Annotated in this window: 13 protein-coding genes; 8 read left to right on the top strand and 5 right to left on the bottom strand. The window is 71.9% G+C overall.

Features of this window, described 5'->3' with window-relative positions; all coding sequences use genetic code 11:
* Positions 1–38 precede the first annotated feature (38 nt).
* On the top strand, positions 39–854 hold the full coding sequence (locus tag E9228_RS05745) for a carbon-nitrogen hydrolase family protein (RefSeq protein ID WP_341849789.1): 816 nt from the start codon (positions 39–41) through the stop codon (positions 852–854).
* Positions 855–878: 24 nt separating this feature from the next.
* On the opposite strand, the gene E9228_RS05740 is transcribed toward E9228_RS05745, so the two are convergent.
* On the bottom strand, positions 879–2,081 hold the full coding sequence (locus E9228_RS05740) for an aminotransferase class I/II-fold pyridoxal phosphate-dependent enzyme (RefSeq protein WP_166779632.1): 1,203 nt from the start codon (positions 2,079–2,081) through the stop codon (positions 879–881).
* Positions 2,082–2,381: 300 nt separating this feature from the next.
* Between E9228_RS05740 and E9228_RS16970 the strand changes: the two genes are divergently transcribed.
* The 5 genes from E9228_RS16970 (at position 2,382) to E9228_RS05715 (ending at position 8,582) form a co-directional block, all read left to right on the top strand.
* Positions 2,382–4,235 carry a S1C family serine protease gene (locus tag E9228_RS16970; protein ID WP_252727777.1) on the top strand — a complete coding sequence of 618 codons (1,854 nt, stop codon included), beginning with the start codon at positions 2,382–2,384 and terminating at the stop codon, positions 4,233–4,235.
* Positions 4,236–4,445: 210 nt separating this feature from the next.
* On the top strand, positions 4,446–5,489 hold the full coding sequence (locus E9228_RS05730) for a glycosyltransferase family 2 protein (RefSeq protein WP_166779631.1): 1,044 nt from the start codon (positions 4,446–4,448) through the stop codon (positions 5,487–5,489).
* Positions 5,490–5,494: 5 nt separating this feature from the next.
* On the top strand, positions 5,495–6,343 hold the full coding sequence (locus E9228_RS05725; RefSeq protein WP_166779630.1) for a CDP-alcohol phosphatidyltransferase family protein: 849 nt from the start codon (positions 5,495–5,497) through the stop codon (positions 6,341–6,343).
* Positions 6,340–7,248, top strand: coding sequence for a glycosyltransferase (locus E9228_RS05720; protein WP_166779629.1), 909 nt, complete (start codon positions 6,340–6,342; stop codon positions 7,246–7,248). Before E9228_RS05725 ends, E9228_RS05720 begins: the two co-directional genes overlap by 4 nt.
* Positions 7,249–7,349: 101 nt before the next feature.
* Positions 7,350–8,582: a CDP-glycerol glycerophosphotransferase family protein gene (locus E9228_RS05715; RefSeq protein WP_166779628.1), complete on the top strand. Its 1,233-nt coding sequence runs from the start codon at positions 7,350–7,352 to the stop codon at positions 8,580–8,582.
* A gap of 3 nt (positions 8,583–8,585) precedes the next feature.
* Here E9228_RS05715 and E9228_RS05710 read toward each other — a convergent pair whose 3' ends face one another.
* The 4 genes from E9228_RS05710 to E9228_RS05695 all read right to left on the bottom strand — a co-directional run bounded on the left by E9228_RS05710 (position 8,586) and on the right by E9228_RS05695 (position 11,400).
* Positions 8,586–8,888, bottom strand: a complete 303-nt coding sequence (locus tag E9228_RS05710) for a hypothetical protein (protein WP_166779627.1) — start codon at positions 8,886–8,888, stop codon at positions 8,586–8,588.
* A 108-nt stretch (positions 8,889–8,996) separates the two neighbouring features.
* Positions 8,997–9,767, bottom strand: coding sequence for an ABC transporter ATP-binding protein (locus tag E9228_RS05705; protein WP_166779626.1), 771 nt, complete (start codon positions 9,765–9,767; stop codon positions 8,997–8,999).
* Complete coding sequence (locus E9228_RS05700) at positions 9,767–10,588, bottom strand: ABC transporter permease (protein WP_166779625.1); 822 nt, start codon at positions 10,586–10,588, stop codon at positions 9,767–9,769. Before E9228_RS05700 ends, E9228_RS05705 begins: the two co-directional genes overlap by 1 nt.
* A 116-nt stretch (positions 10,589–10,704) precedes the next feature.
* A complete protein-coding gene (locus tag E9228_RS05695) occupies positions 10,705–11,400 on the bottom strand; it encodes a phosphocholine cytidylyltransferase family protein (RefSeq protein ID WP_166779624.1) in 696 nt (231 codons plus the stop codon).
* 361 nt (positions 11,401–11,761) lie between these two features.
* On the opposite strand from E9228_RS05695, the gene E9228_RS05690 reads away from it, so the two are divergent.
* Positions 11,762–12,952, top strand: a complete 1,191-nt coding sequence (locus E9228_RS05690) for an ABC transporter ATP-binding protein (RefSeq protein WP_341849788.1) — start codon at positions 11,762–11,764, stop codon at positions 12,950–12,952.
* Complete coding sequence (locus tag E9228_RS05685) at positions 12,928–14,499, top strand: ABC transporter permease (RefSeq protein WP_166779623.1); 1,572 nt, start codon at positions 12,928–12,930, stop codon at positions 14,497–14,499. Before E9228_RS05690 ends, E9228_RS05685 begins: the two co-directional genes overlap by 25 nt.
* The last annotated feature ends 72 nt before the right edge of the window (positions 14,500–14,571 follow it).

Raw genomic sequence — 14,571 nt, 5'->3', positions numbered from 1 at the left:
GCCTGCCGGCGCCGTCCAGCCGCGGCTACCCTGTCATCGTGACGACCCTGACCATCGCGGCGGCCCAGTTCGCCCCCGTCGCCGACACCGCGGCGAACCTCCGGACCGTGGCCGACGCTGCGCGGACCGCAGCGGAGCGGGGAGCACAGCTGCTCGTGACGCCGGAGTACACGTCGTACTTCACCGCGGACATCGACGACCGGTTCGTGGCCGCCGCCGAACCCCTCGACGGGTCGTTCGTCACGGGGCTCCGTCGGATCGCACGCAGCACCGGCATCGCGCTGGTGGTCGGCATCGCGGAAGCGGGGGAGACGCCGCAACGGTTCCGGAACACCCTCGTCGCGATCGCTGCCGACGGCGCGGTCCTGGACACGTACCGGAAGGTCCACCTGTACGACGCGTTCGGGTCGCACGAGTCCGACCGCATCGAGGCCGGCGACCCCGCGCAGCTGCCCGTGGTCGAGGTCGACGGCGTCCGGGTCGGCCTCGAGACCTGCTACGACCTGCGTTTCCCCGAGGTGACCCGTCGGCTGGCCGCGGCCGAACACGGTGGTGCCGACGTCGTGGTCCTCCCGGCCGAGTGGGTCCGCGGCCCGGGCAAGGAGCACCACTGGCGGACGCTGTTGACGGCACGCGCGATCGAGAACACCGTCTGGGTCCTCGGTGTCGGACAGGCACCGCCCGTGGGCATCGGCGGCACGGTCGCCCTCGACCCCACCGGTACCGCGGTCGCTGCACTCGGAGCCGATCCCGGGCTGCTCGTCACCACGATCGACACCGCGGTCACCGAGCGGGTGCGGACCGTGAACCCGTCGCTGGCACTCCGCCGGTACGACCTGCACGTGCGCGACTGACGAGCGACCGCCCGCAGGCCGCGTTCAGGCCGTCGCGGCGAGCCCTGCCAACCGTGCCACGGCCTCCTCGAGCACCGACCGCCGCTTGCAGAAGGCGAACCGGATGAGCGACCGGTACCCGTCCACGTGGTCCGGCCGGACGAACGCCGACACCGGCACGCCCACGACGCCGACGAGGCGGGGGAGCTCCAGGCAGAGCGCCCGGGCGTCGTCGTGTCCGAGCGGCGCCGCGTCCGCGATGACGAAGTAGCCGGCGTCCGGGCGCAGGACGTCGAAGCCCGCGGCGGCGAGCCCGTCGGCCAGAATCGCCTGCTTCGACCCGAGGTCCGCCGCGATCCCGGCGAAGACCGCGTCGGGCAGCCGCAGCCCGGTGGCGATCGCCGGTTGGAACGGTGCCCCGTTGACGAACGTCAGGTACTGCTTCACCGTCGTGATTGCCTCGACCAGGGCCGGGGGAGCAGTGAGCCAGCCGATCTTCCAGCCCGTCGTGTTGAAGGTCTTGCCAGCACTCGAGATGGACACCGTGCGCTCGCGTGCTCCGGGGAGCGTGACGGGCGGGACGTGGGTGCCCGCGAACGCCAGGTGCTCGTAGACCTCGTCGGTGACGATGACCGCGTCGAACTGCTCGGCGAGCTCGACCACGGTGCGGAGCACCTCGACCGGCAGCACGCGACCGGTCGGGTTGTGCGGCGTGTTCACGAGCACCACCCGGGTGCGGTCCGAGAACGCGGCGCGGAGGTCGGCCTCGTCCGGCAGGAAGTCCGGGGCACGGAGCGGGACGGTGACGTGCGTCGCGCCGGCCAGCCGGATGAGCGCGCCGTAGGCGTCGTAGAACGGTTCGAAGGTGACGACCTCGTCGCCCGGCTCGACCAGTGCCAGCAGGGTCGCGGCCAACGCCTCGGTCGCGCCGGCGGTGACCAGGACCTCCCGGTCGGGGTCGACGTCCAGGCCGTACCAGCGGGCCTGGTGCTCCGCGACGGCGGCACGCAGGTCCGGTGTGCCCCGGCCCGGCGGGTACTGGTTCGCGCCGCCGCGGATGGCCTGGACCGCGGCCTCCAGGACCTCGGCCGGCCCGTCCTCGTCGGGGAATCCCTGCCCCAGGTTGATCGCGCCGGTCGCGGCCGCCAGGGCGCTCATCTCGGCGAAGACGGTCGGCGCGGGCACCCCGTCGGGCCCCAGGAGCATCGCACCCTCGGCGGCTCGCAGCCACGGACCGGTCTGCCGCATGTGCGACCCCTCTCGACGTCGAGGCGCCGGACGGGAGGCACGGCGCGCGCTGGCCACCAACCTAGCGTCCGCCCCGTGCCGACCCCGATGGACCATGGACGATCCCGGCGGACGCCGGATGACACCGGCGGACGTGGGCGAGCCCGGCTCGTGACGGTCGGCCGCTGTTCGTGTGCCGACTCCTGCGGACCCGGCACACAGCTGACGCATACGATCGGCTTGGCCAGCTCGCAGGTGCGCCATCATGACCGCCCAGGTCGGTGGGGGAGACTGCAGGAGCTTGAAAGGAGCACGTCCAGCATGAGCGACACCACGCCCAACGGGCACGGCGACGACGACCGTCGCGACGAGACCACCGGTCCGGACGAGGCGGACGGCACCCGGTACGGGCACCGCGACGCCGACGACACGGACGTGGTGGGGACGACTCCAGCAGCGGACGGGACGCATGCCGCCGCCTCCGACCACCCGACGGACCAGTACACCGCGCCGTACCCGGAGTACGGCCAGTACGGCCAGTACTCGCAGCAGGGCCAGTACGGCCAGCAGAGCCAGTACGGCCAGGACTCGCAGTACGGGCAGCAGGGCCAGTACGGCCAGCAGAGCCAGTACGGCCAGGGCTCCCAGTACGGCCAGCAGGGTCAGTACGGCCAGGCGCCGCAGCAGGGTCAGTACGGCCAGGGCCAGTACGGGCAGGCACCGCAGCAGTACGGCCAGCAGGGTCAGTACGGCGAGCAGGGCCAGTACGGGCAGCAGGGCCAGTACGGCCAGGACCGCCCCCGGTACGGCGAGTACTCCGGCGCCGCGGGCCCGACCCCGTCCGCAGACCAGCCGCCGGCCTCCGCGACGAGCTCGTTCGGCGACGCCGCAGACCAGCAGCGCGCGAACGGTCACTACTTCTCCGGTGCCCAGGCGGCGACCGGCACCACCACGCGCGACCGTTCCGGCCGCAACCGGCTGCTCCTGCCGGCCGTCGCGATCGCCCTGGTCGGCGGTCTCATCGGCGGCGGCATCGTCTGGGCGGCCGACTCGGCCACCGGCGGCGACACCACGACGAGCAGCTCCGGCTCCTCGCAGAGCGGCGGCAACCTCACCGTCAACGACTACGACTCCGCCACCGTCGTGACCGCGGTCGCCGCGAAGGCCACGCCCTCCGTCGTCACGATCAACGTGTCGGCGAGCAGCGAGGCCGGCACCGGCTCGGGCGTCATCCTCGACAAGGACGGCTACATCGTCACCAACACCCACGTGGTGACGCTCGACGGCGACAGCTCGAGCGGCACCATCTCGGTGACGACCTCGAACGGCCGCGTCTACAAGGGCACGCTCGTCGGCACCGACCCGACGGTGGACCTCGCGGTCATCAAGATCGACGCGCCGGACCTCACCCCGATGGACTTCGCCGACTCGTCGAAGCTCAACGTCGGCGACACCGCCGTGGCGATCGGCGCGCCGCTCGGCCTGTCGAACACCGTCACGGACGGCATCGTCTCGACCCTGAACCGCAGCATCCAGGTCACCTCGAGCGACCCGAACGCGGGCGGCGACTCCAACGAGGGCCAGGGCAACAACGGCAACGGCCCGTTCGACTTCTGGGGCAACGGCGACAACGGCAGCAGTCCCTCCGCGAGCACCACGGTGTCGCTGCCGGTGATCCAGACCGACGCGTCGATCAACCCGGGCAACTCGGGCGGCGCGCTCCTCGACGACAAGGGTCGGTTGATCGGCATCAACGTCGCGATCGCCAGCGCCGGCAGCTCGAGCTCGTCGGGCTCCCAGTCCGGCAGCATCGGCGTCGGGTTCTCGATCCCGTCGAACCTGGTCAAGCGTGTCGCCTCCGAGATCGTCGACAACGGAAAGGCCACCCACGGTCTGCTCGGCGCCTCGGTCGGGGACGCGACGGAGGACGCCAACGCCTCGCAGGTCGGTGCCGTCATCAAGTCGGTCGTCTCCGGTGGCGCTGCGGCGGACGCGGGCCTGCAGAAGGGCGACGTCGTGACGAAGCTCGGTGACGCCACCATCGCCGACGCGACGGACCTCACCGCGCAGGTGCGCTTCTTCGCCGGTGGTGCGAAGACGAAGGTCACCTACGTCCGCAACGGCGAGAGCCGGACGGCGGACGTCACACTCGGGACGTACGACAGCTCGAAGTGACCCGACCGTCCTGACGACGTCAGGCCCGCCTCCAGCCGGTGGCGGGCCTGACGTCCGTCCGGGGGACGCGGACGTGACGCGCCGTCGGCACGGTCGGTCACCGGCTCCAGGAGGCGGCCAGGTGGGCAACTCGGGTGCTTGATAGGCTCGGTCCGCTCTGCGGGGCGGCCCGGTCGGGTCGTGTCGCGCCCGCCGGACCCCGAGGATCACATGCAGCACGACGGACAGGCCCTGCCGGGTGTCTCCTACGTCATGCCCGTCCTCAACGAGGTGACCGAGGTCCGTGCCGCCGTCGGCAGCCTGCTCGAGCAGGACTACGCCGGGCCGTTCGAGGTCATCCTGGCGCTCGGGCCCTCGATCGACGGCACCAACGAACTCGTGGCCGAGATGAGCGCCGCGGACCCGCGGATCCGCGCGGTCGACAACCCGGTCGGGTCCACGCCGGCCGGTCTCAACGTCGCGATCCGTGCCTCCGAGCACCCCATCGTGGTGCGCGTGGACGCGCACAGCGTCCTGCCGCCCGACTACACGCGCATCGCGGTCCGCACCCTGCAGGAGTCCGGCGCGGACAACGTCGGCGGCATCATGCGGGCCGAGGGACGGACGCCGTTCGAACAGGCCGTGGCCCTCGCCTACGGCAGCCGTGTCGGGCTCGGCGGCACGCCGCACCACGTCGGCGGTCAGGCCGGACCAGCCGAGACGGCGTACCTCGGGGTGTTCCGCCGCGAGCGGCTGTTCGCGGTCGGGCTCTTCGACGAGGGCATCAAGCGCGGGCAGGACTGGGAGCTCAACCGGCGGCTGCGGACGACGGGCGGCACGGTCTGGTTCACCCCGGAACTCGTCGTCACGTACCGCCCGCGGCCGAGCCTGAAGCGCCTGGTGCGCCAGTTCGTCGCCACCGGGCTCTGGCGGGGCGAACTTGCCCGACGATTCCCCGCGGGCAACGGCCTCCGCTACTTCGTGCCGCCGGTGATGGTCCTGGCCGTCGCCCTCGGGCTGGTCGCCGGACTCGTCGGCGTCGTCGGGGCGCTGTTCGGGTCGCCGGTGGCGTGGGCGATGACCGGGTTCGCCATCCCGGCGGTCTACCTGCTCTTCGTCGTCGTCGGTGCCCTCGCGGTGTCGCGGCGATCGGTGCCGGCGACGCGGGCGTGGTTGCTCGTCGTCCTGCCGTGCATCCACGTCGGCTGGGGTGTCGGCTTCATCATCGGGTTCCTGACACGGACCTCCGATCTGACCACACACACGGGACGGTGACCGACATGGCGGACGACGACCTCGGGAACGGCGGCGTGCCCGATCCCCGGAACGGCCGCGGCTTCAGCCGGCCCACCTCGATCGCCGAGCTGCGGGCGGTGGCGCAGCCGGACGAGGTCCGGGCGCGCGCGAACGCCGAGCACTGGACGGCGTCGCTCTACCTGCGGGACATCTCGCCGTACCTGACGTCGGTGCTGCTGCGGACCCGGGTCAGCGCGAACCAGGTCACCGGCCTGATGATCCTGGTCGGCTGGTCCACCGCGGCCGCGCTCCTGATCCCGGGCATCTGGGGTGCCCTGCTCGCGCTCGTGCTCGGCCAACTGCAGATGCTCGTCGACTGCTCCGACGGCGAGGTCGCGCGGTGGCGTGGGACCCGCTCGCCGGCCGGCATCTTCCTCGACAAGGTCGGGCACTACACGACCGAGGGGCTCATCCCCATCGCGCTCGGCGTGCGCGCAGCGACCTGGCCCGTGCACGGCGCCGACTGGATGTGGACGACGATCGGCTGCGCCCTCGGCCTGGTGATCGTCCTCAACAAGGCGCTCAACGACATGGTCCACGTGGCGCGTGCCCACGGCGGCATGGAGAAGCTCGCGGACCGACGCGACGGGGTCACCGCCCCGTCGGGTGCCCGGCTCGCCACGCTCCGCCGCATCGCCCGGTTCCTGCCGTTCCACCGTCTGTACCACTCGGTCGAACTCACGATCATCACCTTCGTCGTCGCGCTCCTGGCGCTCGTCATCGGGCACCCGCTCGCCGACCGGATCCTGGTCGGCGCCCTCCTGCCCCTGGCGGTCCTCGCGACTGCCGGTCACTTCCTGGCGATCATCTCGTCGAAGCGGGTCCGCGCGTGACTCCCGGCACCGTCCGGCGTCGCGCCGTCCCGCATCGCGGACGACCGCGGGTCGCAGTGGTCAGCCTGTCGCAGGGCACGCGGCCGGAGGACCTGCGCCGCGGCCTCGAGAGCGTGCTCGCGCAGCAGGACGTCGAACTCGACGTCGTCTGCGTCGGCAACGGGTGGCAGCCGGTCGGACTGCCCGACGACGTGCGCGCCCTCGCCCTGCCGGAGAACCTCGGTATCCCCGCCGGCCGGAACGCCGGTGCCGCCGAGGTCGACGGCGACTACGTGTTCTTCCTCGACGACGACGCCTCGGTGCCGTCGCCGACGTTCCTCCGTGACGCGATCGCACTGTTCGAGCACGACCCGTCGCTCGGACTGGTGCAGCCCCGGGTCGTCGACCCCGCCGGCGCGGCCAACCCCCGTCGCTGGGTTCCCCGGATCCGGAAGGGCGACCCGCAAGAGAGCTCACCGGTGTTCTCCGTGTGGGAGGGTGCCGTCGTCCTGCCGATGGACGTGTGGCGTGCCGTCGGCGGGTGGGGAGCCGAGTACTTCTACGCGCACGAGGGCATCGAGCTCGCCTGGCGCGTCTGGGACGCCGGCCGCCGAGCATGGTACGCGGGGGAGCTCGTCGCGAACCACCCGGCCATCGACCCGGCGCGTCACCGCGAGTACGTGCGCCTCAACGCCCGGAACCGCGTCTGGCTCGCCCGGCGCAACCTGCCCGCCGTGCTCCGGCCCGTCTACGTCGGCAGCTGGGCCGCGATCCAGGTGCTCCGGTGGTGGCGGTCGCCGCGTCGGCTCGCGACCTGGTTCGGCGGTGTCACCGAGGGGTGGCGCACCGACTGCGGTCCGGCCCACGTGATGGGATGGCTCACGATCGGTCGCATGACGCTGGCAGGCCGACCGCCTGTCGTCTGACACCGGCGGGACGGAGTGGGAGGCGCACCTCCGGTCCGACCGCACCGCACCGCACCGCACCACACGCACGACCTGCCCGACCCACTGCCCAGGAGCACAGCATGGCCATCGTCAAGGACGCCCGCACCGCGATCCGGCTCGCCGGCCGGCTCCTGCGCTCACGACAGACACGGGCGCAGCTGGCACGTCGGCTGCCGTCGGTCCCGACGCCCGCACCCGGCACGGTCGAGATCGCCGTCTACTTCGCCGACGGCCCGGTGAACATGTACCAGATCCGACAGTGGTACAGCCCGCTCGCCGCACTGGCGGAGCACCGGGGCGTGGCGATCGTGTCCCGGAGCCCGGGCGCGATGCTGGCGCTGGCGGACGAGTCGCCCGTCCCCGTGGTCTACGCCCGCCAGGTGGTGGACCTCGAGCGCTTCGTCACCGAGCAGGCGCCGAAGGTGGTGCTCTACGTCAACCAGAACGCCCGCAACTTCCAGATGATGCGGTACGGGCGGATGTGGCACGTCTTCGTCAACCACGGCGAGAGCGACAAGATGTACATGACGACGAACCAGTTCAAGGCCTACGACGCCGCGCTCATCGCCGGCGACGCCGCCCGTGACCGACTCGCCGAGGCGCTGTGGGACTACGATCTGGACGCCCGGACGATCGCGATCGGTCGCCCGCAGGCCGACCACTTCGCCGGTGAACCGCCGTACCCGGCCGACGACCGCACCGTCGTGCTGTACGCGCCGACCTGGGAAGGGGACCGCGCAGCCGCGGCCTACGGGTCGATCGCCAGCCACGGCACGACCATCGCCGAACGGGTCCTCGCGTCGCCGCGACACCGCCTGGTCTACCGGCCGCACCCCCGCAGCGGAGTGCTCGACGACGACTACCGGGCCGCGCACCAGCGGATCGTCGCCGCCATCGCGGCCGCGAACGCCGCCGACCCGTCGGCGCACCACGTGCACGACGACGGGCCGACGCTGGGGTGGCAGCTCGCCGCGGCCGACGTCGCGATCACCGACATCAGCGCGATGATCTACGACCGCCTGGCCGTGGGCAAGCCCCTGATCGTCACCCGACCGGTGTCGCCCGAGGCGGACGTCGACGAGCGCGGGTACCTGGGGGATGCGAACTGGCTGCGGGCGGAGGACGCCGGGGACGTCGTGGACCGGGTGGACCGCGCCGCGACGGACGCCGACGAACTGGCACGGCTGCGGCACTGGGTGCAGCGCTACTTCGGCGACACCACGCCCGGAGCCGCGACGGCGCGGTTCCACGCCGCGATCGACCGTCTGGTCGCACGGTGGCACGAGGTCGCCCGGGCCCGGTCGGGCAGCTGAGCGTCACGGGGCGAGCCCCGGCCCGGCCAGTGACATCCGCCACAGGTACTCCGAGCGGTCCGGGCGACGCCACCGCACGATGACGACCCCGGTCTCGTGCGGGCCGGCGCCGAAGACGGCCAGGGACACGCCGCGCCCCGGCTCGAGTCGGCGGACGACGAGCGGCGGCGAGTAGCCCGTGCCGAGGTGGGTGAGGGCGAGACCGTCCAGGGTCTCGGAGCTGGTGTTGACCAGTTCGTAGCGGCGTGGTGCCGCGGATCGATCGACGGCGAAGGGGACCGGGTATGCGGTGGTGGGGTGGTGCATGGAGAGCACGTTAGGGGTGGGGTCCGACGGTGGGGCCCTCGGGGACCCCGCGGGGGACCGGGGCTGTGGAGCGGGCCCCGGGGGTGCTCGGTTGTGGAGGAGTGGGTGTCAGACGCCGTGGTCGGCGTTGTACCGTTCCAGGGCGTCGTCGATCGGCCCGTCGAACTGCAGACGACCCCCGTCGAGGTACAGCCCGCGGTCGCAGAACCGCCGCAGGTCCTTGTCGCTGTGCGAGACGAAGAACAGCGTCCGGCCCCCGGCCAGGAGCTCCTCGATCCGCTTGTAGCACTTCTCGCGGAACTTCTTGTCGCCCACGGCCAGGACCTCGTCGACCAGGATCACCGGCTCGTCCAACCGCGAGATGACGGCGAACGCGATGCGGACCTTCATGCCGCTCGACAGGTGCTTGTAGGGGGTGTCGACGAAGTCGGCGATCTCGGCGAAGGCGATGATCTCGTCGAACGCCGAGCGGATCTCCGCCTTGGACATGCCGTGCAACCCGGCGGTCAGGTAGACGTTGTCGCGCACCGTCAGGTCACCGACGAAGCCGCCGGTGATCTCGATCAGGGGTGCGACCCCGGCGCCGACGTGCACGCGGCCCTCGTCCGGCAGCATCACCTGGGCGACGAGCTTGAGCAGCGTCGACTTGCCCTGCCCGTTCCGGCCCACGACGCCGATCGCCTCGCCCGGACGGACGTCGAACGAGACGTCCCGGAGCGCCCAGAACTCGTCGGCCTTCCGTCGGCGCTGACCGCGTCCGAACAGGTCCTTGAAACTCCGGCTCGCGCGCCGGTTGCGCTTGAACCGGATGCCGGCGTTCGTCACCGAGATCACCGGTGCGGTCGTGCGCGGGACGGTCGTGGGTCGGGTCGTGGTCATCACAGCTCCTTGAGGACGCGGTGCTCGCTGCGACGGAACACGACGAGGCCGATGACGAGGACGATGCCCGTGATGACCACCGACGCGAGCACTTCCTTCCAGTCCAGCTGCCCCGGGAAGAACGCCGAGCGGTAGATGCCGAAGATGCCGCTGAGCGGGTTGACGGCGGCGATGTCGTGCAGGGCGTCCGGGAGCGCCTGCGTCCCGTAGATGACGGGGGATGCGTAGAACAGGAACCGCAGGACGAGCTTCACCGCCCGCTCGAGGTCGCGGAAGAACACCACGAGCGGCGCGACGATGAGGCCGAGGCCGTACACGAGGGTGGCCTGCAGGACGATCGCGAGCGGCCACAGCACGACCTGCCAGTGCAGGTGCGCCCCGGTCGCGATGACGAAGACCGCGAGCACCGGGATGCTCAGCAGGAACTCGATGCCCTTCGACGCGTCGATGCGGGCGACCCAGATGCTCCGCGGGATGGTCGTCGAGCGGATCAGCTTGGCTTCCTTGATGAACGCCCGGGTCGAGTCCGAGACGCCACCGGTGAACCACATCCAGGGCAGCAGGGCCGTCAGCAGGAAGACGATGTAGGGCTCCTCGCCCACCTTGCCGCGGTGGAACACCTGCGTGAAGACGAACCAGTAGATCGCCGACATCACCAGCGGGTCGAGGATCGACCAGAAGTACCCGAGCGCTGACGTCGAGTACCGCACGCGCAGATCCCGGACCGTCAGCAGCCAGAGCGCCTGCCGGTACCGTCGGGCGGAGCCCCGGGACGGCACCGTCGTCGCGACGGTCGGGGTCTGCGTCTGCGCGTCAGTCATGGGTCTGCGCGTCGGTCATGGTTTCCCTCCGGCCGGGACCACGCCGAGTGCGGGTACCCGGGCCGTGGCCGCGGAGTCCGCGGCCAGCGGGGCCGATCAGGGGGTCCTGACCGGGTTCAGGCGAACAGGTCGTTCGCGCGCTGCAGGTCCTCGGCGAAGTCGATCTCGACCGCGTACAGGTCGGAGATGTCGATCGGCGTCCAGCGTAGCCCGTCTTCGGCGATGGCCGCTTCGATGCCACCCTCGAAGTACTCCTGGTCGTCGACCCGGCCGAGCTGGCGGATCAGGGCCTGCTTGTCGGCTGCGGAGACGTAGTTGATGCCGACCGCCTCGCCGAGGCCGCCGACGACCTTCTTGGACAGCTTGTGGATGAAGCCCTCGGCGTCGACGGTGTACTTGACCTCTTCGTCGGAGACCTTCTCGGTGTTCACGCTGACGAACGACCGACCCTCGTCGATCATGTCGGCGGCACGCACGAGCGCCATCGGGTCGAAGACGACGTCGCCGTTCATCCAGAGGACGCCGCTCTTGCCGGTCGCCTTGAGGGCGCGGAGCAGGCTCTTCGAGGTGTTCGTGGAGTCGTAGGACTCGTTGTAGACGAAGTTCGCCTCGGGGAAGGCCTCGACGATGTACTCCGACTTGTAGCCGACGACGATCGTGACCCGTGCGCTCGAACCGAAGGCGGCACGGATGTTGTCGAACTGCTGCTGCATGATGGTGCGGCCGTCGCTGAGCTCGGTGAGCGGCTTCGGCAGGCTGCGCCCGAGGCGGCTGCCCATCCCCGCTGCGAGGATGACGATCTGCGTGGTCATGCTTGTCCCTTCCGGTGACCGCCCGCGACCCGGTCCGCCCGCGAGGGCGGTGGCTCCGGTTCGCCGTGGTGTCACGTCGAGCGTGCCCTGACGGACACTTCGATACAGCTTTACTGGATACTGCTCGCAGTCCGTTCGAGTTCGCCGGGAGACGCGTGATCCGGAGCGACGAGCGCCCTGACCCGCGACCACCCCGACGCGGTGCGGGCGAGTGTCCGTGTGGTGAACACTCCGTCGTGTCCCGGTGAATGATACGGAACCAGGCGGCGTCGGGGTACGGCTCGCGGGGCATCGTGTTCATTTCGTGACCCGCTCCGACGCGGCTCAGCGGGCGGTCGGAACCGTTGGTACGGTTGGGCTCGTGTCGGCAGGAACAGCGGGAAGCGACGACGTGTACAGCACGTCGGACGCGACATGGACGGCCGACGCGGACGACGACGGCACGACCGCCGCCCAGGGGACGGGCGACGACGACCACGACGACACGGGGGACACGGGCGCGTACGGCGCGTCCGCGGGTGACGACATGACGGACGACAGGACCGGCTCGGAGACGACGGGGGCAGACGTCCTGCCGGCCGCGTCCGCCACGAGCACGACGACGCAGCCGCGCCAGGGGAAGAAGCGGGACAAGCGCTCCGGCCGGGCGACCCGACCGCAGGGTTCCGCGGCCCGCGCCGCGGCCGAGGACGACGCCCAGGAGGCCCGTGCCGGGTCCGGCACATCGGCCTCGGCATCCGCCGGCGCGAGCACGACCAAGCGCCCGACCGGCCGCCCGAACGTGCCGCAGCAGCCCGTGGTGCTCCGCGCTGACGGGCTGGTCAAGCGGTACGGGCAGACCCTCGCGGTGGACGACGTGGACGTCGAGATCCGCAAGGGGTCGATCTTCGGCGTGGTCGGCCCGAACGGCGCCGGCAAGACGACGACGCTGTCGGTGCTGACGGGCCTCCTGCGGCCGGACGCCGGCACCGTGACCGTGCTCGACCACGACGTCTGGGCCGACCCGACCGCGGCGAAACGCGCGATGGGGGTCCTGCCGGACCGCCTCCGGCTGTTCGACCGCCTGACCGGCGCGCAGATGCTCTTCTACTCGGCGACGCTCCGCGGCCTGGACGGCAAGACCGCCCGCAGCCGCAGCGCCGACCTGGCCGCGGCCTTCGGTCTCGGCGACGCACTCGGGCGTCCGGTCGCGGACTACTCGATGGGCATGGCGAAGAAGATCGCCCTGGCCGCCACTCTCATCCACTCGCCGCGCGTGCTGGTGCTCGACGAACCGTTCGAGTCCGTCGACCCGGTCAGCGCGACGACGATCACCGACATCCTGCGGCGCTACACCGCGGGTGGCGGCACCGTGGTGCTCTCGAGCCACTCGATGGAACTGGTCCAGCGCACGTGCGACTCGGTGGCGATCATCGTCGGCGGCAAGGTCCTGGCCGCCGGCACCATGGCGCAGGTCCGTGGTCGCCGCAGCCTCGAGGACAAGTTCGTCGAACTCGCCGGCGGTCGTCCCGTCGCAGAGAGCATGGAATGGTTGCACAGCTTCTCCGGCTGAGGGTCGACCTGCTGGCGGGCGAGGTCCGCGGTGGGGCACGCCGTTCGGTCGGTGTGGTCCTCGGCAGTGTCGTCGCCCTGGCCGTCGTCCTCTGGGCCGCCTCGGTCCTCGGCGGCCTCCGCACCGCCGACCCCGTCGTGGCCCGGACGATCGTGGTGCTGCTCGGCACGGCGGTGACCCTCGGTTGCACGCTGGTCCCGCTCGCGCTCGGCGTCGCCGACCAGCTCGACCCACGACGCTTCGCCGCGTTCGGGATCGCACGGCGTGACCTGGTCGTCGGACTCGGCATCGCCGGGCTCGTCGGCCTGCCGGTCGTCGCCGTCGCGGTGCTCGCCGTCGCGCAGGTCGTCACGTGGAGCCGCGGTGCCGGACCGGCGCTCCTCGGGGTCGTCGCCGCGGTGCTCGTCGTCGCGACGACCGCCCTGGTCATCCGGGTCTGCAGCACCCTCGGTGCCGTGGCCGCCGCCGGGCGACGCGTCCGCGCCGTCACGTGGTCGGCCGTGGTCGTCGTGGTCCTGCTGGCGGTGCCGACCGTCTCGCTCCTGCTCCGCCTCGACTGGCTCGACCCGGCCGGTCCGGGCGCGCAGCGGCTCGCCGACATCGCCGGCTGGACGCCGTGGGGCGCCGCCTGGTCCGTCCCGGCCGACGCGGCCACCGGGGACGTCGGTACCGCCGTCGCGAAACTCCTCGTCGCCCTCGTCGTCGTCGCCGTGCTCGCCCTCGCCTGGTGGGCGCTGGTCGGACGACTGCTGGTCACGGTCGCACGCCCCGCCCGGGTCCGGCGTCACCGCTCCCTCGGCTGGTTCGACCCGCTGGGGTCGACCCCGTTCGGTGCCGTCGCGGCGCGCGCGCTCACCTACTGGGCGCGGGACCCGCGGTACCGCAGCTCGTACCTGATCCTCGTCTTCGTCCCGCTCGTCGTGCTGCCGCTCGGCGTCGCCGGTGTGCCGTGGGCGTGGACGGCCCTCGTGCCCCTGCCGCTGATGGCGCTCATCGCCGGTTTCCTGCCGCACAACGACGTCTCGTACGACAACACCGCGGTGTGGCTGCACGTCGCCTCCGGCGCGCCGGGCTGGACCGACCGACTCGGGCGTCTGGTGCCGCTCGTCGTCGTCGGTGCCCCGCTCCTGGTCGCCGGTGCCGCGGTCTCCGCCCGCCTCTACGGCGACATGGCGGCGTTCCCGCTGCTCGTCGCCGTCTCGGCCAGCGGGCTGCTCGGCGGGCTCGGACTGTCGAGCATCGTCTCGGTCGCGCTGCCGTACCCGACGGTCCGCCCGGGCGACCACCCGTTCCACCAGCCGCAGGCGGCCGGGGCGACGGCGACCGTCGCGCAGACGCTCATGGTGCTCGGCACCCTGCTCTGCATGGCACCGGCGGGGTGGATCGGCCTCCGGGCGTTGCTCGGCCTCGACCACCCGTCGCTGTCGCTGGTCCTCGGTGTCGGCATCGGCGTCGGTGTGGTCGTCCTCGTGATCGGTGTCCTCGTCGGCGGTGCGGTGTTCGACCGACGCGGCCCGGACCTCCTGGCCGCCGCGCAGCGGAACTGACGACCGCACGCGCGACCGCGGCGTGACCTGCGGGGCGTGCGCCCACGGCGTGACCGATCGGGCGACGGACGG

Origin of the sequence: Curtobacterium salicis, assembly GCF_011759505.1 — a bacterium.
GTDB lineage: Bacteria > Actinomycetota > Actinomycetes > Actinomycetales > Microbacteriaceae > Curtobacterium > Curtobacterium salicis.
The sequence above is the reverse complement of the archived record's forward strand: the minus strand, read 5'-3'. Positions and strand labels throughout refer to the sequence as shown.

Excerpts from the sequence above, each read along its gene's own strand:
- E9228_RS05695 (WP_166779624.1), bottom strand. The coding sequence starts at position 11,400 with ATGACCACGCAGATCGTCATCCTCGCAGCGGGGATGGGCAGCCGCCTC.
- E9228_RS05700 (WP_166779625.1), bottom strand. The coding sequence starts at position 10,588 with ATGACTGACGCGCAGACGCAGACCCCGACCGTCGCGACGACGGTGCCG.
- E9228_RS05710 (WP_166779627.1), bottom strand. The coding sequence starts at position 8,888 with ATGCACCACCCCACCACCGCATACCCGGTCCCCTTCGCCGTCGATCGA.
- E9228_RS05715 (WP_166779628.1), top strand. The coding sequence starts at position 7,350 with ATGGCCATCGTCAAGGACGCCCGCACCGCGATCCGGCTCGCCGGCCGG.
- E9228_RS05685 (WP_166779623.1), top strand. The coding sequence starts at position 12,928 with ATGGTTGCACAGCTTCTCCGGCTGAGGGTCGACCTGCTGGCGGGCGAG.
- E9228_RS16970 (WP_252727777.1), top strand. The coding sequence starts at position 2,382 with ATGAGCGACACCACGCCCAACGGGCACGGCGACGACGACCGTCGCGAC.
- E9228_RS05730 (WP_166779631.1), top strand. The coding sequence starts at position 4,446 with ATGCAGCACGACGGACAGGCCCTGCCGGGTGTCTCCTACGTCATGCCC.
- E9228_RS05705 (WP_166779626.1), bottom strand. The coding sequence starts at position 9,767 with ATGACCACGACCCGACCCACGACCGTCCCGCGCACGACCGCACCGGTG.
- E9228_RS05740 (WP_166779632.1), bottom strand. The coding sequence starts at position 2,081 with ATGCGGCAGACCGGTCCGTGGCTGCGAGCCGCCGAGGGTGCGATGCTC.
- E9228_RS05725 (WP_166779630.1), top strand. The coding sequence starts at position 5,495 with ATGGCGGACGACGACCTCGGGAACGGCGGCGTGCCCGATCCCCGGAAC.